Source organism: Marinobacterium sp. NO-S09 (assembly GCF_059179545.1).
The window spans coordinates 1124953-1149073 of record NZ_CP168954.1 but is presented as its reverse complement, the minus strand read 5'-3'; the positions used below and the strand labels follow the sequence as shown (position 1 = coordinate 1149073).

Genomic DNA, 24121 nt, shown 5'->3' with positions numbered 1-24121 from the left:
CATGCGCCGTTTAAATTCTGTTTTGTCGACGCTGCCCCTGCTGGCAGCGCTGGCAGCAGCACCGCTGTCCTCAGCGGTTGCTGCAGCCGTAACAGCTGAACGCCTGAACCAGGCCGCTGAAGACACAAGCAACTGGATGAGCCATGGCCGTGACTACGGCGAACAACGCTACAGCCCACTGGATCAGATCAACAGTGACAACATCGATAAGCTGGGCCTGAGCTGGTATCACGAGTTTGAGTCGACACGTGGTCTTGAAGCGACCCCCCTGGTAATTGATGGTGTACTTTACACGACCGGAAACTGGAACCTGGTCTACGCCTTCAACGCCGAAACCGGCGAGCTGCTGTGGAGCTTTGACCCCGAAATCGATCGCGGCATCGGCATCAAGCTGTGCTGTGATGCCGTCAACCGTGGTCTGGCCGCCTGGGGTGATAACCTCTACATGGGTACGCTGGACGGTCGTCTGATCGCACTGGATCAGAAGACGGGCAAACCGGCCTGGACAGTACAGACCACAGATCCGGACAAGTATTACTCCATCACCGGCGCGCCGCGTGTGGTAAAGGGTAAGGTCATGATCGGTAACGGTGGTGGCGAGTTTGGCGTGCGTGGATACTTCTCGGCCTACGACGCTGAAACCGGCAAGCAGCTGTGGCGTTTCTACACCGTACCGGACAACCCGGCCAACGAAACCGACCCGCTGATGAAAGAGATTTCATCTACCTGGAGTGGTGAATGGTGGAAACTGGGCGGTGGTGGTACTGCCTGGGACTCCATGGCCTATGATCCTGAACTGGACCTGCTGTACGTAGGCGTAGGTAATGGTTCTCCGTGGAACCGTGAAATTCGCAGTAACGGTGAAGGCGACAACCTGTTCCTGTCCTCCATAGTGGCTGTGCGCCCGGACACCGGTGAGTACGTCTGGCACTACCAGACCACACCGGGTGAAGAGTGGGATTACACCGCGACCCAGCACATGATTCTGGCTGACCTGGAGATAGACGGCGCTGTTCGCAAAGTGCTGATGCAGGCACCGAAGAACGGTAACTTCTACGTTCTGGACCGTGTAACAGGCAAGTTCATTTCTGCCAAAAACTACGTCAATGTGAACTGGATGACCGGCTTCGACGAAAATGGTCGCCCGCAAATCGTACCTGAAGCACGTTACGGTAGCACTGGTAAGCCCTGGATCGCAGCGCCCTCACCTTTCGGTGGCCACAACTGGCAGCCGATGAGCTTCAACCCGGAAACCGGACTGGTGTACTTCCCGACACGTGAAATGGGCTTCCCGTACGTGCCGGACACCAACTTTGATCCGGGCGCGAAGAAGGTCAACCTGGGTGCCGATCTGAATGCGGCCGCCATGCCACAGGACCCTGCCATCAAGTCTGCCATCAAGGCAGCGACCAAGGGCCGTTTGGTTGCCTGGGACCCGGTTGCACAGAAAGAAGCCTGGGGTGTGGATCAGCCCGTTCCCTGGAATGGCGGTACACTGAGCACCTCTGGCGACCTGGTGTTCCAGGGAGATGGCAAGGGTAACTTCAAGGCGTTCGACGCTCAGACCGGTGAAGAAAAATGGTCCTGGTTCGCCCAGACCGGCATCGTGGCAGCGCCTGTAAGCTACAGCGTCAATGGCAAGCAATATGTTGCCGTCATGGCAGGCTGGGGTGGTGCCGTACCGCTGGTGGTCGGTGGTGAGCTTCTGTCCGAATCTCTGGCAACCAAAACCAACCGTCTGCTGGTGTTTGGTCTGGATGGCAAGGCACAGCTGCCGGAGTTCAAGCAGGTCAGCAAACCGCTGACACCCCCACCAGCAACGGCTGATGCTGAAACCGTGCAATTCGGCCAGAAGCAGTACCAGACGTACTGCACTACCTGTCACGGTGACTCTGCCGTCAGCGGTGGTGTGATACCGGACCTGCGTTATGCATCGGACTGGACCTTCCAGAACTGGGAATCCATCGTGCTTGAAGGTCTCTATCGTAATAAAGGCATGGTGCCTTTCGGTGATGTGATCGAATCCAAAGATGCTCAGGCTATCAAAGCCTATGTCATCCACCGCGCTCATCAGTCGCTTGAAGAGCAGAAGAACAACAGCAAAGGAGAATGACCATGAAGTGGACCAAACCGGCTTACACCGATCTGCGCATCGGTTTTGAAGTCACCATGTACTTCGCCAACCGCTAACAATTATCCAGCGGCCCTTCGGGGCCGCTTTTGCGTTACAACAATAAACCTTTTTCTGCTCAAACTCCCTCTGCTTAGACTCTTGGGTAAAACAATGCTGATACAAATTCTTGGCTCCGCTGCGGGCGGCGGTTTTCCGCAGTGGAACTGCAACTGCGACAACTGCAAAGGCCTGCGCAACGGCACCCTCAACGCCAAGGCCCGTACCCAATCCTCCATCGCGGCCAGCCTCAACGGACGTGACTGGATCCTGTTTAACGCTTCACCGGATATCCGCGCTCAGCTGGAAAGCTTCGAGCCCCTGCAACCCAAGCAGGGCAAACGCGATACCGGCATTGCGGCGATTGTGTTGATGGACAGTCAGATCGACCACACCACCGGCCTGCTGATGCTGCGCGAAGGTTGCCCGCATCAGGTCTACTGCACCGATATGGTCAAGCAGGACCTGAGCACCGGTTTCCCGGTCTTCAACATGCTGGAGCACTGGAACGGTGGGCTGGCGTGGAACCAGATCCCCAGCACCGAGACCTACAACGAATTCACCATTCCCGAAGTACCGGGCATCACTCTGACGGCCGTGCCGCTGCGCTCCAGCGCACCGCCGTACTCGCCGCACCGTAACGACCCGCATCCGGGCGATAACATCGGCATGCTGCTGAAGGATGACGCCACCGGGCGTTCCCTGTTCTATGCACCGGGTCTGGGTCAGATCGAAGAACATCTGCGTCCGATTATGGAAGAGGCCGACTGCCTGCTGGTGGATGGCACCCTCTGGCGCGAAGACGAAATGATCCACGCCGGTGTTGGCGACAAACTGGGCGTGCATATGGGCCACCTGCCGCAGTCTGGCGAGAACGGCATGATCGCCTATCTGGATACCCTGAATAAGCCGCGCAAGGTGCTGATCCACATTAACAACACAAACCCGATCCTGATCGAAGACTCCCCCGAGCGGGGCGTTTTGTCCGAGCATGGCATCGAAGTGGCCTTTGACGGCATGAGCATCGAACTCTGAGGAGAGCATCATGAGCAACACCGAACCGATGAGCCGCAGTGAATTCGAACAGGCCCTGCGTGCCAAGGGCGATCTGTACCATATTCATCATCCGTACCACGTCGCCATGTATGCCGGTGAGTCCACGCCGGAGCAGATCCGTGGCTGGGTCGCCAACCGTTTTTACTATCAGGTGAATATCCCGCTCAAGGATGCCGCCATTCTGGCCAACTGCCCGCACCGCGACGTACGCCGTCAGTGGCTGCAGCGCATCATGGACCACGACGGCTATGACGGCGCCGTGGGTGGCATCGAAGCCTGGCTGCAGCTGGGTGAAGCGGTGGGCCTCACACGCGAAGAGATCCTGTCCCACGAGCATGTACTGCCGGGCGTACGTTTTGCCGTGGATACCTATGTGAACTTTGCTCGCCGCGCCACCTGGCAGGAAGCCGCCAGCTCTTCGCTGACCGAGCTGTTTGCACCGCACATCCACCAGTCCCGTCTGGACACCTGGCCCACGCACTATCCGTGGATAAAGGAAGAGGGTTACCAGTACTTCCGCAACCGCCTCACCGAAGCCCGCCGCGATGTGGAGCATGGTCTGCAGATCACCCTGGATCACTACACCACCCGTGCCGAGCAGGAGCGCATGCTGGAGATCCTCCAGTTCAAGCTGGATGTGCTTTGGAGTATGCTCGATGCCATGACCATGGCGTACGAACTGGAACGCCCGCCGTTCCATACCGTGACCCAGGAGAAGGTGTACCATCGAGGACTGTTCAATGACTAAACCGGCGCTGGACCAGACCCCGCAGCTGAACAGCATGTTCCGCTTCCAGTGGGAAGAGGCGCAGAACTGCCATGTGCTGCTGTACCCGGAAGGGATGATCAAACTGAACGACAGCGCCGGTGCCATCCTCAGTGAAGTGAATGGCGAGCAGGACTGTGCCGCCATCATTCAGGCACTGGAAGCCCGCTTCCCCGAGGCCGGCGAACTGGGGCCGGATGTGCTGGAGTTTCTGGCCGTCGCCCATGAGCAGAACTGGATCGGTTATGTCTGAGCTCAAGCCTGAACAAGCGTCTACACAACAGCAGAAGCCCCAGCACCAGAGCCAGCCGCTTTGGCTGCTGGCCGAGCTGACCTACAAGTGCCCGCTGCAGTGCCCCTACTGCAGCAACCCGCTGGATTTTGCCGCCCACGGCGAAGAACTGACCACCGATCAGTGGATCGAGGTGTTCCGTCAGGCACGCAAGATGGGCGCGGCGCAGCTGGGCTTCTCCGGTGGCGAGCCGCTGGTACGGCGGGATCTGGAGCAACTGATCGCCGAAGGGCGCAAGCTGGGTTACTACACCAACCTGATCACCTCCGGCATCGGTCTGAATGCTGACCGCATCGCCGCCTTCCGTGAATCGGGGCTGGACCATATCCAGATCAGCTTCCAGGCCTCGGACGAAACCGTGAACAACATGCTGGCCGGCTCCGACAAGGCGTTCCAGCAGAAGCTGAAAATGGCCCGCGAAGTCAAAGCCCAGGGTTATCCCATGGTGCTCAACTTCGTCACCCACAAGCACAACATCGACCGGATCGACCGCATCATCGAGCTGTGTGTGGAACTTGAAGCGGACTTTGTCGAACTGGCCACCTGCCAGTATTACGGCTGGGCCTACGAGAACAAGGAAGCCCTGCTGCCAACACAGGCACAGCTGGAACGGGCCGAGCGCATCACCAACGAATACCGTGACAAGCTCGCCTCTGAAGGCAACCCGATCAAGCTGATCTTCGTGACGCCGGATTATTACGAAGAACGGCCGAAGAAGTGCATGAACGGCTGGGGCGAAATCTTCCTCACCGTGACGCCGGATGGCACCGCCTTGCCATGCCACAGTGCCCGCATGCTGCCGATCGAGTTCCCCAACGTGAAAGACAATACGCTGCAGCATATCTGGCACGAGTCGTTCGGGTTTAACCACTTCCGCGGCGATGAATGGATGCAAGAACCCTGTCGCTCCTGCGATGAAAAGGAAAACGATCTGGGGGGCTGCCGCTGCCAGGCCTATATGCTGGCCGGTGACATGAACGCGGCAGACCCGGTATGCAGCAAGTCACCGCATCATCAGAAGATCCTTGACGCCCGTGCGGTGGCTGAGCAGACTGATGCAGATGCGCCCATCACCTTCCGAAACCACCGCAATTCCCGTGTCTTTGCCAAAGGCTGAACGCCTTTTTCGCCCGGTCAGGCCCTGTTGAAAAGTCGCTGAAACAGCGGCATTCTCAGGGGTCTACCGCCAAGAATCGGCCCCAGGCGAAAGGACTTACAAGATGAAGCCCATTATTCAGGAAGAAACCACCGGCTGTGGCATCGCTGCCTGTGCAGCGCTTGCCGGCGTCAGCTACAAGGAAGCCAAACAGCTTGCCGGCAATCTGGGTATCCGAGCCGCCGATAAGGCGCTCTGGTCCGATACCCAATATGTGCGCAGGCTGCTGGCGGCATTCGATATCTCAGCATCATCTTCAGAAACAGCCTTCACATCCTGGGATGCCCTGCCTGATCGAGCCCTGCTGGCGATCAAATGGCACCTGGAGCAAGACACTCCGTTCTGGCACTGGGTGGTATTCGTTAGAGAAAACGGCGTGGCCAGAGTACTGGACTCCAAACAGGCACTTAAATCCAATACCCGAAAGGATTTCGGCCGCATCAAGCCGAAGTGGTTTATCGAAGTCACCGGCCAGCCCGACCCGAAATACAAGGAATAAAAAAATGATCGCAGCCCAGGCGCGGGATATGGCCGCCTACAATCGCTGGATGAATGAACGGTTATTTGCCGCCTGTGGACAACTTACTGATGAACAGCTGAAACAGGATAGAGGCGCCTTTTTCAATTCTATCCACGGCACGCTGAACCACCTGCTGGTGGGCGATAAAATCTGGCTGGGCCGCTTCACGGATACGCCTTTCAGTATCACCGGCCTCGACCAGGAACTGCATGCCGACTTCAGCGCCCTGCTTGCAGACCGTGAAGCAACCGATCGCAGGATTACAGACTGGGCTAACACTTTAACGGACGAGTCCCTGCAGGGCACTTTGGAATATACCAGTGTGGTGAATCCTCAGCCACGTCGCTATGAAATGTGGCTGGCGGTGGCGCATTTCTTTAATCACCAGACCCATCATCGCGGCCAGCTCACTACCCTGCTGAGTCAGGCGGGACAGGATTGCGGCGTAACGGACCTTATTTGGCTGCCCGACGTAATTGAGCGCAACAGTCTGTAAATCATGGGGGCAAGAGCCTGCACATAACAATAGATTGTGGCAGCTTCTGATCATAAGGCAGGGGTCAAAGCGCTGAGCCATACAAAAGGGGAGCCTGCTACTAACGAGGCTCCCCTTTCTGATCATGTAGTTAACACATCAACCAGGCTTATTTCCGTTCTCCAATCGGCACCATGATGTGCGCATAGGGCGTCCCTTTCCACATCACATAGGGTCCACCCGCATCAGGGTCATCAGTGATGGAATCGGCAAGATTGCCGGGCACAATGATCATCAGGTGAGGGCCTTCCCTGATGAAGTCATCCGCATTCATATGATCGGCATGGTAGGGATCGGAGTTACTCACACCGCCTTTCTCACCATCCCCCTGCAACATGTACGAGAACCCCATTTGACTGGCTTCATAGGGCGCTTTGGTTCCTACGGCCTGCATCATTTCCATCCAGGCAGCATCGTTACACATGGGTGATCCATCATCAGGCATTGTTTCGGGTAAACACACCCAGCCATTGCTACCTTCTGCCAGCACTTCTCCTCTATACATGACGGTTGCATCTGCACTCACCATCGCGGGCGCTGCAGAGCGTGCAAGTTCAATCAGAACACCATGATCTTCGGCGTGTGCTGATACAGTGACTGCGGCCAGTCCTGCCATGACCAGCCATTTGCCTATCAACGTTTTCATTTTACTACCCTGCTTTTTATTTCTCGGGTACTACTGACCGCTTGCCAGCAAATTTTGGCAACTGACAAGTCGTGCTGATAAGTGTAGTTCAGGCCTACATGGCGGACTCTACAGGGCACTGAAAAGGGAATACGGGAGGATCCAGGGTATAAAGCTCGACAATTGAAGCCGACAGACATGCCACAAAGGGCAAAGTTTTAGTTCAATGCCAGCGCTGCCCGTTTATAAAGCCGACTGCGTTCAATTAAAAGGTGCTCAATACTGGCACGGGCCTGCTGCAGCATACCTTCCAGATCGCACTTTTGTTCGGTCACTCTCAGGCTTTGAGCATCCGCATAAAGACTCAGGGCGGCCAGCGTTTGCCCCTCATAACGGACCGGGACCGCTCGGGCAGCAATTACGAAGGGTTGGGCGAAGTTGTATTCCCAGGTATTGTCGATGCGAACATACAGGCCTTGCTGCTTTTCACGCTCCAGTGACGACAAGCAATCCTGATTCTCTGCTGCTGCCTGAACACAGATATCCTGCCGTTCTGCATACAATGCTCGTCCGGCAGCCGACACCAGAGGAGATGGTCTGGCACCAATCACGGTCCCCGCCGCTGTGCGAATATTGGACAGGCTGAAATTACTTTCGATAATTTCCGGAGTGCCGTTTCTGGATATGACAAAGTCAGATAGTAAACCGGTCTCCTGGTGCAACTGACGTAAGACTGGTGCTATATCCCGCGCCAGCAGGTAGAGGGGATCATAATTGTCACTGTCGACACTGAGCACGACATAGCGCTTGTCTCCCAACCGCCTGTACACAACTCCCAGAGTCTGCAGATCATCCATGATGCGTGTAATCGTGGGCTTGGGGTAGCCGGATAAAATGTGCAGAGTTTCGAGCCCCGCCGAATCCAGATCGGAGGTCGAAAGCAGCTCAATCAGTGCTTTGGCTTTTTCTGTCGCTTTGCCTGCCATCACCAGATGCTCTTTTAGACATTACCGCAGTATAGCACCTCGTATGTAACGGCATGTAACTGGTGGTTTTATAATGTAACGTTTTTATCCTTTTTGTTAATTAATTTTCTTGTTCCATATTATGGAACCATGCTTTGTTTACTCTGCCGAATTTTTCCATAGGATCGATATACGCCCCCTTGGATTCGACCCTAAAACTAAAAAGCAGACACATGAAGAAAAAAAATTATTTATATTGGGGCGCTCTGGCACTGGCGGCTCCGGTGCTTGCAAGCGCAAGCGATTTTATAGATCACTCCGAAACATCCATTCGGTATGCACAATATTACTGGGATGAAGATCCTGATAAAGGATTCGGCCCTACCCGTGATGAGTGGGTACATGCCATTCAAGCGACCTTCAAATCCGGCTACTTCGCTAACCGAGTCGGTCTGGACCTGAGTGCCGCTCTGGCCGGGGACCTGAACGTAGGCGGCGAGGCCAACAGCCTGACCAACTTGAGCCCGAACACCAGTATTCAGGACCCTCACGGAATCGGCAAACTGACTGAAGCCTACCTGCGCTTCCAGCCTTTGGGGGCAGACAATACGGGGCTTAAACTGGGTATCGGCAAGAAGGTCAGGTCTCGAACTCAGTATGCCGACAATACCACCCGTATCCTTCCAGCCAGCACTGTCGGTGCCGATCTGGATTACGCGTTCAAACACGGGTCGGTTTATTTCACTCAAATTGAAGGCTTTAGTCCAAGGAATACTTCAGCTTCATCCAACTCATTGGAAAACTTCAATGGTGATAAAATTGACCACCTTCGAATATTAGGCACCAATTTAAAGCTTCCTTTTAATATAAGCGCCAATTTGGAGCACGCCGAATCAAAAGATTATATAAAATCGTCTTTTGCCAGTCTTAGTAAATCCTTCACCCTCAATAATGACGCCAAAATCCAACTTCATTTCAAGTTCGGAAATCAACAGGATGCGGGTGATCTTTTTGAAACCACGGGTGCAGGCCCCTACACGGCAGAATCTGATCACGATGCAACCTTCTATGAACTGGGCGGCAAATACAGTCAGGGTCCCTATTACCTGGGTGCCCATGTTACCAAGACCCGTGGCGATGACTATGACCGTGTATTTTTTGCCGAAGACTATGGCCACTGGAGCAGTGCCGCCAAAAACTTCTACTGGTTCGGCCTTGAAGACGAGCAGATGCTCAAACTCAGCGGCGGTATGAGTTTTGCTGACCTTGGCATTCCTCAACTGCGTTGGGATGCGCACTATGCCTGGTCTGACGATGCAGCCGGGTTTAATGACTTTGAGCGCACCGAGCTGCAAAGCGTCCTGCAATACCGTTTCGATGGTGCGCTTAAAGGCCTCCACCTGGCCTGGCTTCATGTCGAGCATGATACTGAAGGTACGCCGGATGGCGTGCGCCGCACCTCCCTTCCCTTTACTCCTGCCGGCATCATTACGCATCACGCCGACCGGATTTACCTGAACTACACCGTGAAATTCTGATACGAGGTAATACCATGGCATCTTCCAGCACTCTTTCACGCCGGAGCCTGCTGAAGGTCGGCGGCGGTCTGGGGCTTCTCGCAGCCGCATCTCAGATCACCCCGGCCTGGGCCACAGGCAAGGGTAAAAAAATCAGCGTCAACTCTCCCGAACAGCTACTGTCTCTGTCGGCGGTCGATCTGTCGCAGGCCATTCGGGGCGGCAACGTCAGCTGTTCCGAGGTGATGACAGCCTACCTGGACCAGATCGAGACGTACAACCCCACCTATAACGCCATTGTATCGTTGCGTGACCGCGAGCAGTTGATGGATGAAGCCGTCCGTGCGGATACCGAGCTGCAACGGGGCCAGTATCGTGGCTGGATGCACGGTTTCCCCCATGCTGTTAAGGATCTGGCCGCCACCAAGGGGCTGAAAACATCACTTGGGTCACCCATTCTGAAAGACTGGGTTCCGGGTCATGACGCCATTTTTGTGGAACGCTTGCGCGAAGCGGGCGCCATCATTATAGGCAAAACCAATACCCCAGAATTCGGCCTGGGCTCTCAAACCTACAACACCGTCTTTGGCGTAACCCGCAATGCCTATAATCCGGACCTGTGTGCCGGTGGCAGCAGCGGCGGTGCCGCCGTGGCCATCGCCACGGGCATGGTCCCGGTAGCAGACGGCAGTGACATGATGGGTTCACTGCGCAACCCGGCAGCCTATAACAACATCATAGGCTTCCGCCCGTCTCAAGGATTAGTACCCTTTGGACCAACCAAGGAAGTGTTCTACCAGCAGCTGGGCTATGAAGGCACCATGGGCCGGACCGTGCAGGATACCGCCATGTTGCTGTCCACCATGGCCGGTTACGACTCACGTGTCCCCCTGTCACAGAAGTCCAACCCCACCTCCTTCGCTGGCAACCTGGACACCAATACCCAGGGCCTGAAAGTGGCCTGGCTGGGCGATTTCAACGGCTACCTGGCCACTGAGCCCGGTGTATTGGACGTGTGTGAGCAGGCGCTCAAGCACTTCAATACCATCGGCGGCACCGTGGAAGCGGTGGATATGAAGTACCCGATGGAAGAGGTCTGGCAGACCTGGCTCACGCTGAGGCACTTCCTTATCGCCGGGGTCGCCAGCGGCCTGTATGCCAAGGAAAGCAACCGTGCGCTGATGAAACCCGAAGCCATCTGGGAAGTCGAAGGAGGCATGAAGTTGTCAGCCATGGATGTGTACAAAGCGTCGAAGGCCCGCACCAGCTGGTACCACGCACTGGATAAACTCTTTGACACCTACGATGTGGTGGCGCTGCCGTCGGCGCAGCTGTTCCCGTTCTCCGCCGACACGCATTGGCCCAAGGAGATCAACGGCCGCACCATGGATACCTATCACCGCTGGATGGAAGTCGTGACTCCGGGCACGCTGAGCGGTTGCCCGGTGGCCAATGTGCCGGCCGGCTTCGACAGCCAGGGTCGCCCCATGGGTATTCAGCTGATCGGCCGAAACAAGGAAGACCTCAAAGTACTCAAAATCGCGCATGCCTATGAGCAAGCCGCAAAGCTGACACAAACCAATCCTACACTGGTCAAGTCATAACCGAAACTGAGAGGGCTCAGCCCCTCTCGTTCCCGATAGTTTAAAAAGGTAATCGCCATGCTCGCTGGTATCAGTATCTGGCAGCTGTTGATTGTATTTGCAATCATTATGCTGCTGTTTGGCACCCACAAACTGCGCTCGGCAGGTACGGACCTGGGCAGTGCCTTGAGTTCGTTTCGCAAAGCGGTCAATCACGACGAGTAACACTCGCGCAGGAACTGGCGCTCTCCCCTTCCGCCAGTTTCTGCTCTTAAGAGCCTTCTTTCGGGTCAGATAAATATAAAGTCGGTCTAAGTCAGCTCCATTTCTTCGGTTAGCAACATCGATCTGTGCCTCCACGGTTTCTTTGGGAGTCCCAACCAAGAACTCTCAAACCAGTATGCTAAAAGACGAGGAAAGGCTGATGCAGCATAGGGCTTGCCGCAATGAATAAAAAACGCCCCGCAGCAGGCGGGGCGTTGAGCGATGATTTTTGGGCAGCTGTTACTTGTTCAGCAACAGCTGGGTACCGGCACCGGTATTGGAAATCGGTGCAACGTAGTTGCGGTGAACTTCTTCCACATCACCCAGCATGCAGCCGCGCATGGCGATCCACATGTTCAGTTCTACGCCCTGAGCGCCTGCGATTTCGACCAGGTCGTCGATGCTGTATTGGGTCAGGGCTTCAGGATCGCTGACCAGTTTGTCCATGCATTCGATATCGAAGTCAGCATTGATGATACCGGCACGCTCACCGTCCAGCTGATGGGACAGGCCACCGGTACCGAACACGACAACCTTCTGGTCGCCTTCAAACGACTCGACCGCACGACCGATCGCCTGACCCAGTGCGAAGCAGCGTGAGGGCTTGGGCATGGGATGACGCTCGCAGTTGATGCACACCGGGATCACTTTCATGTGCTGGTAGTTGCGACCAGGGTACATGATCGACAGCGGCACGGTCAGACCATGATCCACCTTGATGTCCTGACACACGGTGGGGTCGAAGTCGTTTTCCACCAGTTCATTGATGATGTGCCAGGACAGCTCGGTTTCACCGGTCACCGGCGGAATAGTAGCAATACCCCAGCCCTCATCCGCATTTTCATACTGAGGTGCACAACCGATCGCGAAAGTCGGCTTCTTGTCGAGGAACATCTCCAGGCCGTGATCGTTGTAGAACACGATGGCGATATCCGGCTGTTCCTGGTTAAGCCACTCGCGAATGGGCGGGTAGCCGGCAAAGAAATCCTTCCAGTAAGGGGTGTCTTCAATGCCCTTATCCATGGCGATGCCGATCGCCGGAATGTGGGAGGTGGTGATTCCACCGATGATTTTAGCCATTGTTTTTACCCCTGCCCTGACTGTCTAGATAGGCCTGAAATTCTTCTGTGGTGCGGCCGGTTTGGATGCCGCCGACATCCTGCACGTTGAGACCGAGCACACCGGCAAACTTGGCCAGGTAGTAGATACTGCCGCCCTCGCGCTCCAGCGTCATGATGTCACGTTTAAGCACGGCTTCTTTCTGGACCTCGGTCAGTCCGAACTTGTCGCAATAGGCAGCTTCGTCCTGCTTGAACGCTTCACGACCTTCGGCGTTGTTGAACGAAAAGCACATTTTGTTCAGTGCATAGCCTTTGGTGGCCATGGCACCGTCAAAGAAGATGGTGCCCGGGATGTCGCGATGTTTGGAACTCATACTGAACCCTCCTCAGTTACGACCAGTAAAGTCGCATGGGGTTGTCGATCAGCAGCTTTTGCTGCAACTCGGCCGTGGGGGCGATCTGCGGGATAACATCCACCAGCTGACCATCATCCGGCGTATGGGATTTCATATTCGGGTGCGGCCAGTCGGTGCCCCAGAGCACACGGTCCGGGAAGGTTTCCACCAGTGTTTTGGCAAACGGCACCACATCGGAATAGTCCGGCGGGGTCTGGGTCAAACGCTCAGGGCAGGACACCTTGGTCCAGATTTTGTCGTTGTTTTTCATCAGGTCGATAAAGCGCTGAAAATCCGGGTGGTCTACGCCCTTGGTCACATCGGGACGGCCCATGTGATCAACCACAATCGTGGTGTTCAGCTCATTCAGGAAAGGCGTCAGCTCTTCCAGGTCCGGTGCTTCGAAGTACACTACAATATGCCAGCCCAGCGGCTTGATCTTCTCGGCAATAGACAGGAATATTTCCTTGGGTGTGGTATCCACCAGACGCTTAACGAAGTTGAAGCGCACGGCACGTACACCGGCGGCGTCCATCGCCTTGAGTTCGTCTTCGCTGATGGCCGGATCAACCACCGCCACACCGCGGGCCAACTCCCCTGCACTTTCCAGCGCATCGATCAGCGCGGCATTATCGGTGCCATGGCAGGAGGCCTGCACGATCACATTGCGAGAGAAACCCAGGTAGTCACGCAGTTCAAACAGTTTTTCCTTGGACGCATCACAGGGCGTGTACTTGCGTTTGGGGTGGTAGGGAAACTTGTCCGCCGGGCCAAACACGTGGCAATGGGCATCCACGGCACCCTCGGGCGCCTTGAACGCAGGCTTGCTCGGGTTGGCATGGAACGGAAGGTAATCAGGATCCATCATCTTGCTACACCTGGTTCTCAGTTAATTATTATGGGCAAACACGTCGCCATCAAACAGCTTGCGCGCCGTGCGCAGGATGGCGGCAGAAGTGACCTGGCCAGTGCTGTCCATGTCCAGAATCACGCTCATTTCGCCAATCGGGTGCTCCACCGACAGGATTTTACGGGCACCCTCTGGAATATCAGCCACCGCAGCGGCGGGTGAACCGGGCAGCACGGCAGCCGTGGCCACGCTCACTGCGCCCAGCACACCGATGGAGGCATGGCAGCGGTGCGGAATAAAGGTACGCGTAGAAAGGGCGCCGCCATTGGTCGCCTGGCTGACCATGCTCATTTTGGGGACCGATTTTCCGCTTACGTCACCCAGACTCATCATTGGACCGGCCTGCAGCCGAATCGACTCCAGCTTCTGGCGTAGAGCGGTATTGGCTTCCAATTCTTCGCGAGGCTCAGTACCGCTGATGCCCATATCCTCGGCGCGCATCACCACAACCGGCATACCGTTATCGATCAGCGTAACCTCAACACCGTCGATCACGTCGACTGCATTACCGGTCGGCAGCAAGGCACCGCAGCTGGAACCGGCGGTATCCTCGAAGGTAATGGGCAAGGCAGCGGAACTGCCCGGCACACCGTCGATACGGGCATCGCCTGAGTAACTCACCTGTGCGTTGGGCGTACTGACACGGGCACGGGCGATCTGACCGGTATTTTCCATGAAGATACGCACTTCAGTTTCGCCATCTGCTGCCTTAACCAGACCACGTTCAATAGCGAAGGGACCCACACCGGCGAGGATGTTGCCGCAGTTCTGCGCATCGGTGACGATGGCCTGATCCACGAATACCTGCAGGAACAGGTAATCCACATCGGCATCATCACGCTCGGACGCTTGCACCACCGCCACTTTGGAGGTGAGCGGGTCAGCACCGCCCATGCCATCAATCTGACGCGGGTCTGGCGAGCCCATCATGCCCAGCAGAAATGCATCGCGCTCGGCCGCATCAGAAGGCAGATCAGATGCGAGGAAGTATCCTCCCTTGGAGGTGCCACCCCGCATCCACATGCAGCGTATGCCCTTAGACATACTTCAGGCCCTTCTCTTTCAGGCGCGGGCGCATGTCGTAGATATCCAGACCCAGCTCGCCGTTGGCCATGCGCACGCGCTTGGACTCTTCAAGCGCCATACGCTTGCGCGCCAGATCCAGCACCTCGGCAGCCTTCTCGCGGCGTACAACGACAACACCGTCATCATCGGCCACGATCACATCACCGGGATGGATCAGCGCATCGGCACACACCATCGGTATATTCACCGAGCCCAGTGTCTCCTTGATAGTACCTTCGGCGAAGACCGCCTTGGACCAGACCGGGAAGTTCATCTGGCGCAGGTCGCGGGTATCACGCACGCCGCCATCGATGATCAGGCCAACAACGCCGCGGGACTGTGCCGAGGTTGCCAGCAGGTCACCGAAAAAACCATGAACCGAAGGTGATGTGGGCGCAAACACCATCATGTCGCCAGGCTTACATTGCTCGATGGCTACATGCATCATCCAGTTGTCACCGGCAGCACCGGAGATGGTCACGGCAGAACCGGCCACCGCCACATCCTGCTGGATCGGACGCATATAATGCGCCAGCAAACCGACACGGCCCTGAGCCTCATGAATGGTGGCCACGCCACATTCGGCCAGACCATCGATCACGCTCTGCTCGGCGCGTTCAATACTCTGTACGACAATATTCTCTCTCATGCTCGACTCCTTCCTCAGGCCGGAATTTGCAGGCGACTGAATACACGACGGCTGTTGTGCTCGAAGATCTCCTGCTTCTGCTCAGCAGTCAGGGCAGTATTGCCGTCGATATAACGCTTGGTGTCATCGAAGAAATGACCAGTCTCCGGGTCGACCCCGCGGACCGCGCCGATCATTTCGGAGGCGAACAGGATGTTCTTGGTGGGGACAATATCCAGCAACAGGTCGATACCGCGCTGATGGTACACACAGGTATCGAAGTAGATGTTGTTGAGTACGCGCTCTTCCAGCTCGAAGCCCTGGTCCAGCGCCATGCCACGGAAACGGCCCCAGTGATAGGGAACAGCACCACCGCCATGCGGGATAATGATTTTCAGCTCGGGGAAGTCCTTGAACACATCGGACATCATCAGCTGCTGGAAGCCGGTAGTGTCGGCGCCCAGGTAGTGCGAGCCGGTGGTGTGGAAACATTCGTTGCAGGCCGCACTCACGTGCACCATAGCCGGGATATCGTACTCGACCATCTTTTCATAGATCGGGTAGAAAGAACGGTCAGCCAAAGAGGAACCGTTCCAGTGACCGCCACTGGGGTCCGGGTTCAGGTTGATGCCGATAAAGCCCATCTGCTCAACGGTCCGCACGATTTCAGGTACAGACTTGGCCGGATCAACACCCGGCGACTGCGGCAGCTGCGCAACAGGGGCAAAGTTTTTCGGGAACAGATCGCAGACGCGGCGGATAAGATCGTTCTGATGTTCGGTCCAGAACTGGCTGGTATGCTCGTTGCCGATATGGTGACCCATCCAGCTCGCACGCGGCGAGAAGATGGTCAGGTCGGTGCCGCGTTCCTGCTGCAGGCGCAGCTGGTTATTTTCGATGGTTTCACGGATCTCATCATCACTGATGATGATCTGGCCTTTCTCACCGATGAAACCGGGGTCCTTGGCGACCGCTTCTTTTTGTTTTTCTCGGTACTCACCTACCTGCGGCGGCGTGGTGGTGTAGTGACCATGACAATCGATAATCATCTCAGACAACCTTCAATAGAATTGCTTTAACTGAATCGCACGACTGAATCACGTAAATGAACACAGCGTTTCCTGATGCCCCCTAGTATTGGCACTGAAATGGAGACTGGCCATTTCAATTTGACCGCAATACTATTGATTTTTGAGAACGACTCGTCGACAACTCAGCCTTTCCGGAGCCTCCATGCAGTTTTCAATGCCCAACCTGCGACACCTGCGCGTATTCATGGAAGTCGCCAAATACCGCAGTATCAGCAAGGCTGCGCCTCAGGTTTTTCTGTCTCAACCGGCTATTACCCAGGCGATAGGAAAACTGGAAGCTTTATTGGAAACGGACTTGTTCGAGCGCCACTCCAACGGCATGTTCCCGACGCCATCTGGAGAGGTCTGGCGCAACCGTGTGGGGCGTTGCATGGACTATCTGGAGCGAGGTATCCGTGCTGCCCTGAAGAGCAGCCAGGCGCAAACGGGCAGCCCGGCACAACTGCTGCCCCTGCTCACCACGACGCAACTGAGGGCGCTTATAGCCGTCACCGAGAGCCACAGCTTCAGTGTCGCCAGCCGTCACCTGGAGCTGTCACAGTCATCGCTGCACCGGGCCGGGCGAGAACTGGAAAGTCTGCTGGGTATCACATTATTCGAAAAGACTCGCAGCGGCATAGTACCCACCCGCGCCGCCGAGATTCTAGCCCGTGCGGCCAAGCTGGGCTTTTCCGAAATTGAACAGGGCTTTTACGAGATCAGCGCCCTGCAGTTCCGTGAGGTGGGCAAGATCGTCATGGGCAGCATGCCCCTGGCCCGTACCTCGATTCTCCCGGATGTAATCAACCGCTTCAGCGAAGCGCACCCGGATATTGGTCTCAGTGTGGTTGATGCTCCCTATGATGACCTGCTGTTCCACCTGCGCTCAGGCGATCTGGACCTGTTGATTGGTGCCCTGCGCTTTCCGCCGCCCGCCGACGACATCATCCAGGAAGAGCTGCTGTCACCACCACTGGCAATCGTGGCACGCAAGGACCATCCGCTGCGCAAGGCCAGCGCGCTCAGCCTGGATCAATTGGCCCAGAGCAGCTGGGTCGTGCCCCGAAGCGGCACGCCCACACGTGCATTTTTTGATACCCTGTTCAGTGACAGGGGCATTGCCACCCCAACCCGCCTCGTCGAAACCAGTTCACAAATACTTATTCGAGAACTGTTAAGAGGCAGTGACCGTTTGACCCTGATTTCCACCCATCAGGTGGAGCATGAATTACGTCAGGGCATCCTCAGTGTCATCCCCTTCTCCCTGAGCCACACACGCCGGCCTATCGGCATTACGGTACGTCGTGACTGGCAGCCCACACCGACACAAAGTCATTTTCTGGAGATGCTGAAAGAGGCCGCCTTGCGCTACTCCGACATCTAGCAAAACCACCCTGCTTTGCAAAAATTGAATACCTGAAGAGATTATTCAATTACTCAGTTGCCGAGGTCGGTGTTAGATTTCCTGTACTAATCTAACGTCTCGAGGCAGTCAGTCGCTGCCAGCGGACAACAGAATTTTTGCATTGAGTAGCAGGAGACAAGCTGATGAGACTCTGTGTTGCAGGCGCCAGCGGCGCTTTTGGCATGAAACATATGGACGCCATCGATGCGATCGACGGCGCGACCGTTACCTCGGTTGTGGGTACAAAAATCGACGTGATTCGTGAATTTGCCGAAGAGCGTGGCGTGCCGCACTACACCACCGATCTGGCGGAAGCCCTGGCCCGTGACGATGTGGATGGCGTGATTCTGGCCACCCCGACACAGATGCATGCCTCTCAGGCGATTCAGTGCCTGGAAGCCGGCAAGCATGTGATGGTCGAGATTCCCATGGCCGACAACATCGAAGACTCACGCAAGCTGGTCGAAGTCCAACAGAAAACCGGTCTGGTCGCCATGGCCGGCCATACCCGCCGCTTCAACCCCAGCCATCAGTGGATTCACAACAAGATCCAGGCCGGTGAACTGAAGATCCAACAGATGGATGTTCAGACCTATTTCTTCCGCCGCACCAACACCAACGCCAAGGGTCAGCCCCGTTCCTGGACCGACCACCTGCTGTGGCACCACGCCTGCCATACCGTGGACCTGTTCCAGTATCAGGCCGGTGAAGCCGCCACCAAGGTACAGGCACTGGAAGGCCCGCATCACCCGGATCTGGGCATCGCCATGGACATGAGCATCGGCATGAAAACCGGCAGCGGCGCACTCTGCACTCTGTCCCTGTCATTCAATAACGATGGTCCTTTCGGCACCTTCTTCCGTTACATCTGCGATAACGGTACCTACATCGCCCGTTACGACGATCTCTTTGACGGCAACGAGAACAAGATCGACCTGACCGGTGTTGCCGTGTCCAACAACGGTATCGAGCTGCAGGACCGTGAATTCATCGCTGCCATTCAGGAAGGCCGTGAACCTAACTCCAGCGTGGCCCAGTGTCTGCCGGCCATGGAAACCCTGCACCAGCTGGAACAGTGCCTGGAAGCGGACCGCTAAGCGGTTCGACTTTCCGAACCTGATTTTTACAACACAGGGATATTCATATGAGCAAGCTGCTGAGCCAAGACTTCAACCACCCCGGCATTGGATTGGGCTGTATGAACCTGTCCCATGCCTACGGAACGCCCGTTGCGGAAGCTGAAGGAGTTCGTGCCCTGCAGCAGGCATTCGACATGGGCTACCGTCACTTCGATACCGCCACGCTTTATGGTGGTGGCCGTAACGAGACGCTGGTCGGCAAGGCGTTGAAAGAGCAGCGCCAGTCCCTGTTTCTGGCCAGCAAGTGCGGCATGGGTATCGGCCAGGAAAGTGGCGTCAAGGAGATTGATGGCCGCCCGGAGACGCTCAAGGCTCAGTGTGAAGCCAGCCTGCGCCGTCTGCAGACCGACCATATCGACCTCTACTATTTGCATCGTCGCGACTTCAACACGCCCATCGAAGAGAGTGTGGGCGCTTTGGCGGAGCTGGTTAAGGAAGGCAAGATCGGCGCCATCGGACTGTCGGAAGTATCGGCCGAAACCCTGAAACGCGCCCAGTCCGTGCACCCGATTGCGGCACTCCAGACCGAGTACTCACTCTGGTCCCGTAACGCCGAGATTGCCGTACTGGATGCCTGCCGCGACAGCGGTACCGCCTTTGTTGCCTTCAGTCCGCTGGCCCGTGGTTACCTGACCAACACCCTGCAGGACGTGACGTCTCTGGTGGAAAAGGACATTCGCCGCAGCATGCCACGTTTCAATGAGGACAACTATCCACAGAACCTGCAGCTGCTGAACGGCTACGTCGCCATCGCCGAGGAAGCCGGTTGCTCACCCGCCCAGCTGGCGCTGGCCTGGCTCAAGGCCAAGGGCGATCACATTATCCCCATTCCGGGAACTCGCTCGGTCGAGCACATGCAGGAAAACCTGCTGGCCGACCAGGTCAGCCTGGACGGGGCACTGGTGGCGCGCCTGGATGCGCTTATTAACCAGACCACCGTGTATGGCCCGCGTTACAGCGCGGCCCAGCAGGCTGAAATCGATACCGAAGAGTTCGCCTGATAACAGGCGAACCGGCTCCACCCGTACACCGCTGCAACAACGCTCGATATAACAAGCACGCAATAAAGACAAAAAGAAACACAATAAAAACCGAGGCAACCACCCATGAAAAAGATGCTCAAGACCGCTGCGTTCTCGGCTGCTCTGGCTGCCACTGCAACCGTTATCGCACCCACCGCCATGGCGGCTGACTATACCCTGCGTTTTGCTCACTTCTTCCCGCCCGTTGCGGCCCCTCATAAAGAGGTGTTCGTTGCCTGGGCCGACAAGGTGAAAGCCGATTCCAACGGTCGCATTGAAGTAGAGCTCTACCCCTCCTCCACCCTGGCCAAACCACCGGCTCTGTATGATGCAGCCGCCAATGGCATCGCCGATATCAGCGCCACGGTGCAGGGTTATACTGCCAACCGTTTCCCACTGACCCAGATCGTGGAACTGCCCGGTATCGTGACCGATGCGCAGCAGGGCTCCTGTGTGATCCAGTCCCTGTACGATGAAGGCCTGGTTGCCGACGAGTACAAGGAAACCAAGCCGCTGTTCATGTTCACCCACGGTCAGGGTCACATTCACACCAAGGAAAAGCTGATCGAGCAGCCATCTGACCTGGCCGGTATGCGTATCCGTCGCCCCACTGCGGTGGTCGCCAAGATTCTGGAAGAGGTTGAAGCCCAACCAGTGGGCATGCCGGCACCCGAGTCTTACCAGTCCATGCAGCGTGGCGTAATTGATGGCGTCTCCCTGCCCTGGGAAGGTCAGAAATCCTTCCGCCTGAATGAACTGGCCACCAAACACACAGAAGTGGGTATCTATAGCCTGTCGTTTGTGGTCACCATGAACAAGCGTGTGTACAACTCCATGCCGGATGACCTGAAGAAGGTGATCGATGACAACTCGGGCCAGCTCTGGGCCGCTAACGCCGGCAAGGTGTTCGACCAACAGGATGCCGCAGGCCGAAAAGATGCTGTAGATGCCGGTCATGAGATCCTGACCATTGAAGGCGGTGTGGATAACCCGGCCTGGAAACCGGTCGTCGCCGCCGCAACCGAGAACTACCTCGCCGAACTGGAAAGCAAGGGACTTCCGGCACGCAAAGTGTATGCTCGAGCACTTGAACTGGCTAACAGCTGTCAGTAAGCCTGCGCCCTGGAGTCAAATATGAAACAGATCGCACACCTGATTGATGCCATCGCCTTCTGGATGATGCAGCTGAGTGGCGTTGTGATCGTGACAATGATGGTGACAGTCCTTCTGGACGTCACCACCCGCTTCCTGTTCGGGGTTACCGACGGTGGCATCGACCTTACCTTTATTGGTGGCATCGAAATCATCAAGTTCGGCCTATTGTTCACGATTCTGTATTCGCTTCCCTATTGTGTTGACCGTTCTCAGGTCGTGGTGGACCTGTTTACCGAACGACTCAGTGAACGCAAGAAAGCCTTTCTCGAAGGCATCTATTTTCTGGGCTACATGTTACTGGCGCTGGGTATGACCATCCGCTTCTTTGAAGCGGTCCATGCCGCCAACATGACCGGCGAGACCACTCAGGATCTGTTGATGCCCATGAGTTACATCTACGCGGCCACCGTTTTTGGCACCGCCATGCTGGGTATTCGCGCCCTGCTGACGGCACAACGACGCTTCTGCACTGCAATGGGGTTTAACACATGAGTTCTGCCATGATCGGTTTGACCTGCATCGCCTTGATGCTGGTCATGATGGCCCTGCGCGCACCCATCGCGCTGGCCATGGCTTCTGTTGGCTTTATCGGCTTTGCCTGGATTATCGCCTTTGATCCGGCCATGGCCATTCTGGAAGGAGGCCCCTTCGAGACCCTCTCCAACTACAGCTTCAGCCCCATTCCCATGTTCATCATGATGGGTGTGTTTGCCTCTCGGGCCAAGATGTCGGACCAGCTGTTCAGTGGCGCACGCTCCCTGTTCGGTGCCTGGCGCGGTGGTATTTCCCTGGCGGCGATTCTGTCCTGCGGCATATTCTCTGCCATCTCGGGCTCTTCAGTGGCGACTGCGGCCAGCATGTCGCGCGTAGCCCTGCCGGAAATGCGCAAGCATGGCTACGCTGACTCTCTCGCCACCGGCACTCTGGCTGCCGGCGGTACCCTAGGTATCATGATTCCGCCCTCCATTGCGCTGCTGCTGTATGCCCTGATCACCGAACAGTCGGTGGGTGACATGTTCATCGCCGGCCTGATTCCGGGCATTCTGGGCCTGGTGCTCTACTGTGTGACCATCAGTGTACTGGTCAAACTCAAGCCCGAACTGGCCACACCGGGTGAAGCGACTTCCCTGAAAGAAAAACTGCTGGGGCTCAAGGGTCTTGTCCCCTTCTCGGCAGTATTCGCCATCATCATTGGTGGTATCTACCTGGGTATTTTCACCCCGACCGAAGCCGCTGCCATCGGAGCCTTTGCCACGCTGGTAATGGCGGTCATTCGCGGGATGAACTTTGAAGGTTTTCGCAGCGCCATTCAGGAAACCCTCACCACTTCGGCAATGATCTTTTTCATGATTATAGGCGCAGAGATTTTTGGGTATTTCCTCAGTGTATCCCGAATCTCCTTCGAGCTCGTGAGCTTCGTAGACAGCCTGCAGCTTACACCGTTCATGATTCTGATCTGCGTACTGGTGCTATTCATGCTGCTCGGTTGCGTCATGGACAGTATCGCCATGCTGCTGCTGACCGTGCCCGTGGTTTACCCACTGGTGGAAGCCGCCGGCTTTGACCCCATCTGGTTCGGTATTGTCGCCGTGATTACGGTGGAACTGGGCTTGATCACACCACCGGTAGGCATGAACGTGTTTGTGATAAAGGCCTTTGCCAAGGACGTGTCCATCGGTTCCATTTACAAGGGGGTCATGCCCTTTGTGATTTCCGATCTGGTCCGTCTGGCCCTGCTGATCACTTTCCCGGCTCTGGCTCTGGGGCTACTCTAGTCCTCACCTGACTGGCCCCGGTCTCCGGGGTCAGTATTTGTTCACAGGAGGCACCCGGCATGCCCTCTACCACCCGAACAGACAGAGGTCATTGCCCATCAGAGGCAGGTATCTCAACCTATGCCCTCTACCGGGAAGCCCCTTCCCAGCAGGATCCCGAGTTTTTCCACATTGAGGATATCAAGTCCCGCGCCCGCCTGTTCAATTGGAATATTGGTATTCACCAACACCCGCGCATGTACCAGCTGGTGTATGTCAGCCATGGCCAGGTCAAGGCACACCTTGATGGTCAGGAGCATTGTCTGGAAGGGCCCTGCCTGTTTACCTTGCCGCCCTCGGTGCCCCATGGCTTTGAGTTCGAGCGCGATGTCACTCTCGGTTATGTCATTACCCTGTCTCAGCTGCTGCTCAGTGATGAACGGCTGAGCCGTAACTCGGCCGTCCATGATGAACTCATGCGCTCGGCACAGGTGATAAGGTTAAAGAACCACCCTGAAGACAGACAGTTTATCGACCAATCCATCAATCAGCTGCTGAACGAATACAACAACAATGAACCGGGCAAGCAGCAGCTGTTCGAGTGCCTGTTGTTCGCCATGCTGATCAAGCTGGGGCGTCACCTGCACGCCCACCATCGCCAGCGCCACGAGGGACATTACGATACCCGCTATCAGCAACTGAGCGAACTGATTGAGTTGCACTACCGTGAGCACCTGCCGTCCCAGTTCTATGCCGATGCCCTGTGTACCACTCCGATTGGCCTTAACCGGGCCTGCAAAGCCACGACCGGAAAAAGCCTGGGTGACCTGTTGCAGGACCGCCTGGCGCTGGAAGCCCAGCGCATGCTGATATACTCCTCGGCCCCGGTATCCCTGATCGCCTATGAGCTGGGCTTTGCCGACCCGGCCTATTTCGCCCGCTTCTTCAAACGGCGGGTGGGGACTACACCCAGTATCTTCCGGGAACACCGTGAACAGGCCTGACAGGTTAGTGTCATCACCGCGTCAGCGGCCTCTGGTACACACTGATACAACTGACACAAAAGGA

The 24121-nt window shown here is 56.3% G+C and carries 25 protein-coding genes and 1 pseudogene; 18 read left to right on the top strand and 8 right to left on the bottom strand.

What is annotated here, in order from left to right; translation table 11 throughout:
* Position 1 precedes the first annotated feature (1 nt).
* The 8 genes from O3C79_RS05445 to O3C79_RS05410 all read left to right on the top strand — a co-directional run bounded on the left by O3C79_RS05445 (position 2) and on the right by O3C79_RS05410 (position 6456).
* Positions 2-2113, top strand: a complete 2112-nt coding sequence (locus O3C79_RS05445; RefSeq protein WP_494385111.1) for a PQQ-dependent dehydrogenase, methanol/ethanol family — start codon at positions 2-4, stop codon at positions 2111-2113.
* 2 nt (positions 2114-2115) lie between these two features.
* Entirely contained in the window at positions 2116-2190 is a 75-nt protein-coding gene (pqqA, locus tag O3C79_RS05440; RefSeq protein WP_091827356.1) for a pyrroloquinoline quinone precursor peptide PqqA, read from the top strand.
* A gap of 94 nt (positions 2191-2284) precedes the next feature.
* Positions 2285-3205 (top strand): pyrroloquinoline quinone biosynthesis protein PqqB, encoded by a 921-nt coding sequence (gene pqqB, locus O3C79_RS05435; RefSeq protein ID WP_494385110.1) that lies wholly within the window; start codon positions 2285-2287, stop codon positions 3203-3205.
* 10 nt (positions 3206-3215) lie between these two features.
* Positions 3216-3974, top strand: coding sequence for a pyrroloquinoline-quinone synthase PqqC (gene pqqC, locus O3C79_RS05430; protein WP_494385109.1), 759 nt, complete (start codon positions 3216-3218; stop codon positions 3972-3974).
* Entirely contained in the window at positions 3967-4245 is a 279-nt protein-coding gene (gene pqqD / locus O3C79_RS05425; protein ID WP_494385108.1) for a pyrroloquinoline quinone biosynthesis peptide chaperone PqqD, read from the top strand. Before pqqC ends, pqqD begins: the two co-directional genes overlap by 8 nt.
* The gene (pqqE, locus tag O3C79_RS05420; RefSeq protein ID WP_494385107.1) at positions 4238-5401 is read left to right on the top strand and encodes a pyrroloquinoline quinone biosynthesis protein PqqE; all 1164 of its coding nucleotides are present in this window, start codon (positions 4238-4240) and stop codon (positions 5399-5401) included. The genes pqqD and pqqE overlap by 8 nt, the downstream gene beginning before the upstream one ends.
* A 103-nt stretch (positions 5402-5504) precedes the next feature.
* Positions 5505-5939, top strand: a complete 435-nt coding sequence (locus O3C79_RS05415) for a hypothetical protein (protein ID WP_494385106.1) — start codon at positions 5505-5507, stop codon at positions 5937-5939.
* Positions 5940-5943: 4 nt separating this feature from the next.
* A complete protein-coding gene (locus O3C79_RS05410; protein ID WP_494385105.1) occupies positions 5944-6456 on the top strand; it encodes a DinB family protein in 513 nt (170 codons plus the stop codon).
* A 148-nt stretch (positions 6457-6604) separates the two neighbouring features.
* Here the strand turns inward: O3C79_RS05410 and O3C79_RS05405 are convergent, their stop codons facing one another.
* Positions 6605-7141, bottom strand: a complete 537-nt coding sequence (locus O3C79_RS05405) for a hypothetical protein (RefSeq protein ID WP_494385104.1) — start codon at positions 7139-7141, stop codon at positions 6605-6607.
* Between the two features lie 197 nt (positions 7142-7338).
* Positions 7339-8109, bottom strand: coding sequence for an IclR family transcriptional regulator (locus O3C79_RS05400; protein WP_494385103.1), 771 nt, complete (start codon positions 8107-8109; stop codon positions 7339-7341).
* A gap of 209 nt (positions 8110-8318) precedes the next feature.
* On the opposite strand from O3C79_RS05400, the gene O3C79_RS05395 reads away from it, so the two are divergent.
* From O3C79_RS05395 to tatA, 3 genes and pseudogenes are all read left to right on the top strand, one after another.
* Complete coding sequence (locus O3C79_RS05395; protein WP_494385102.1) at positions 8319-9623, top strand: OprD family outer membrane porin; 1305 nt, start codon at positions 8319-8321, stop codon at positions 9621-9623.
* A gap of 14 nt (positions 9624-9637) precedes the next feature.
* Positions 9638-11206: an amidase gene (locus O3C79_RS05390; protein ID WP_494385101.1), complete on the top strand. Its 1569-nt coding sequence runs from the start codon at positions 9638-9640 to the stop codon at positions 11204-11206.
* A 57-nt stretch (positions 11207-11263) separates the two neighbouring features.
* Positions 11264-11407, top strand: a pseudogene (gene tatA, locus O3C79_RS05385) (twin-arginine translocase TatA/TatE family subunit); the annotation flags it as partial.
* A gap of 282 nt (positions 11408-11689) precedes the next feature.
* On the opposite strand, the gene O3C79_RS05380 reads toward tatA, so the two are convergent.
* The 6 genes from O3C79_RS05380 to O3C79_RS05355 are packed head-to-tail and all read right to left on the bottom strand — an operon-like array spanning position 11690 to position 16557.
* Positions 11690-12529: a class III extradiol dioxygenase family protein gene (locus O3C79_RS05380; RefSeq protein WP_494385100.1), complete on the bottom strand. Its 840-nt coding sequence runs from the start codon at positions 12527-12529 to the stop codon at positions 11690-11692.
* Positions 12522-12884: a protocatechuate 4,5-dioxygenase subunit alpha gene (locus O3C79_RS05375; protein ID WP_076464621.1), complete on the bottom strand. Its 363-nt coding sequence runs from the start codon at positions 12882-12884 to the stop codon at positions 12522-12524. Before O3C79_RS05375 ends, O3C79_RS05380 begins: the two co-directional genes overlap by 8 nt.
* Positions 12885-12900: 16 nt before the next feature.
* A complete protein-coding gene (locus tag O3C79_RS05370) occupies positions 12901-13773 on the bottom strand; it encodes an amidohydrolase family protein (protein ID WP_494385099.1) in 873 nt (290 codons plus the stop codon).
* A gap of 21 nt (positions 13774-13794) precedes the next feature.
* Positions 13795-14859, bottom strand: coding sequence for a 4-oxalomesaconate tautomerase (locus O3C79_RS05365; RefSeq protein ID WP_494385098.1), 1065 nt, complete (start codon positions 14857-14859; stop codon positions 13795-13797).
* Positions 14852-15529 carry a 4-carboxy-4-hydroxy-2-oxoadipate aldolase/oxaloacetate decarboxylase gene (locus O3C79_RS05360; RefSeq protein WP_494385097.1) on the bottom strand — a complete coding sequence of 226 codons (678 nt, stop codon included), beginning with the start codon at positions 15527-15529 and terminating at the stop codon, positions 14852-14854. Before O3C79_RS05360 ends, O3C79_RS05365 begins: the two co-directional genes overlap by 8 nt.
* Positions 15530-15543: 14 nt before the next feature.
* The gene (locus tag O3C79_RS05355) at positions 15544-16557 is read right to left on the bottom strand and encodes an amidohydrolase family protein (protein ID WP_494385096.1); all 1014 of its coding nucleotides are present in this window, start codon (positions 16555-16557) and stop codon (positions 15544-15546) included.
* Between the two features lie 184 nt (positions 16558-16741).
* Here O3C79_RS05355 and O3C79_RS05350 point away from each other — a divergent pair, with 184 nt between their 5' ends.
* The 7 genes from O3C79_RS05350 to O3C79_RS05320 all read left to right on the top strand — a co-directional run bounded on the left by O3C79_RS05350 (position 16742) and on the right by O3C79_RS05320 (position 24057).
* Positions 16742-17962 (top strand): LysR family transcriptional regulator, encoded by a 1221-nt coding sequence (locus O3C79_RS05350; RefSeq protein WP_494385095.1) that lies wholly within the window; start codon positions 16742-16744, stop codon positions 17960-17962.
* A 164-nt stretch (positions 17963-18126) separates the two neighbouring features.
* Positions 18127-19080 (top strand): Gfo/Idh/MocA family oxidoreductase, encoded by a 954-nt coding sequence (locus O3C79_RS05345; RefSeq protein WP_076464607.1) that lies wholly within the window; start codon positions 18127-18129, stop codon positions 19078-19080.
* A gap of 47 nt (positions 19081-19127) precedes the next feature.
* Positions 19128-20123 (top strand): aldo/keto reductase, encoded by a 996-nt coding sequence (locus tag O3C79_RS05340; RefSeq protein ID WP_494385094.1) that lies wholly within the window; start codon positions 19128-19130, stop codon positions 20121-20123.
* A gap of 105 nt (positions 20124-20228) precedes the next feature.
* On the top strand, positions 20229-21257 hold the full coding sequence (locus O3C79_RS05335) for a TRAP transporter substrate-binding protein (protein WP_494385093.1): 1029 nt from the start codon (positions 20229-20231) through the stop codon (positions 21255-21257).
* A 21-nt stretch (positions 21258-21278) separates the two neighbouring features.
* A complete protein-coding gene (locus O3C79_RS05330; protein ID WP_494385092.1) occupies positions 21279-21791 on the top strand; it encodes a TRAP transporter small permease in 513 nt (170 codons plus the stop codon).
* Positions 21788-23074 (top strand): TRAP transporter large permease, encoded by a 1287-nt coding sequence (locus O3C79_RS05325; RefSeq protein WP_076464596.1) that lies wholly within the window; start codon positions 21788-21790, stop codon positions 23072-23074. Before O3C79_RS05330 ends, O3C79_RS05325 begins: the two co-directional genes overlap by 4 nt.
* Before the next feature lie 59 nt (positions 23075-23133).
* Positions 23134-24057: a helix-turn-helix domain-containing protein gene (locus tag O3C79_RS05320; RefSeq protein WP_494385091.1), complete on the top strand. Its 924-nt coding sequence runs from the start codon at positions 23134-23136 to the stop codon at positions 24055-24057.
* The last annotated feature ends 64 nt before the right edge of the window (positions 24058-24121 follow it).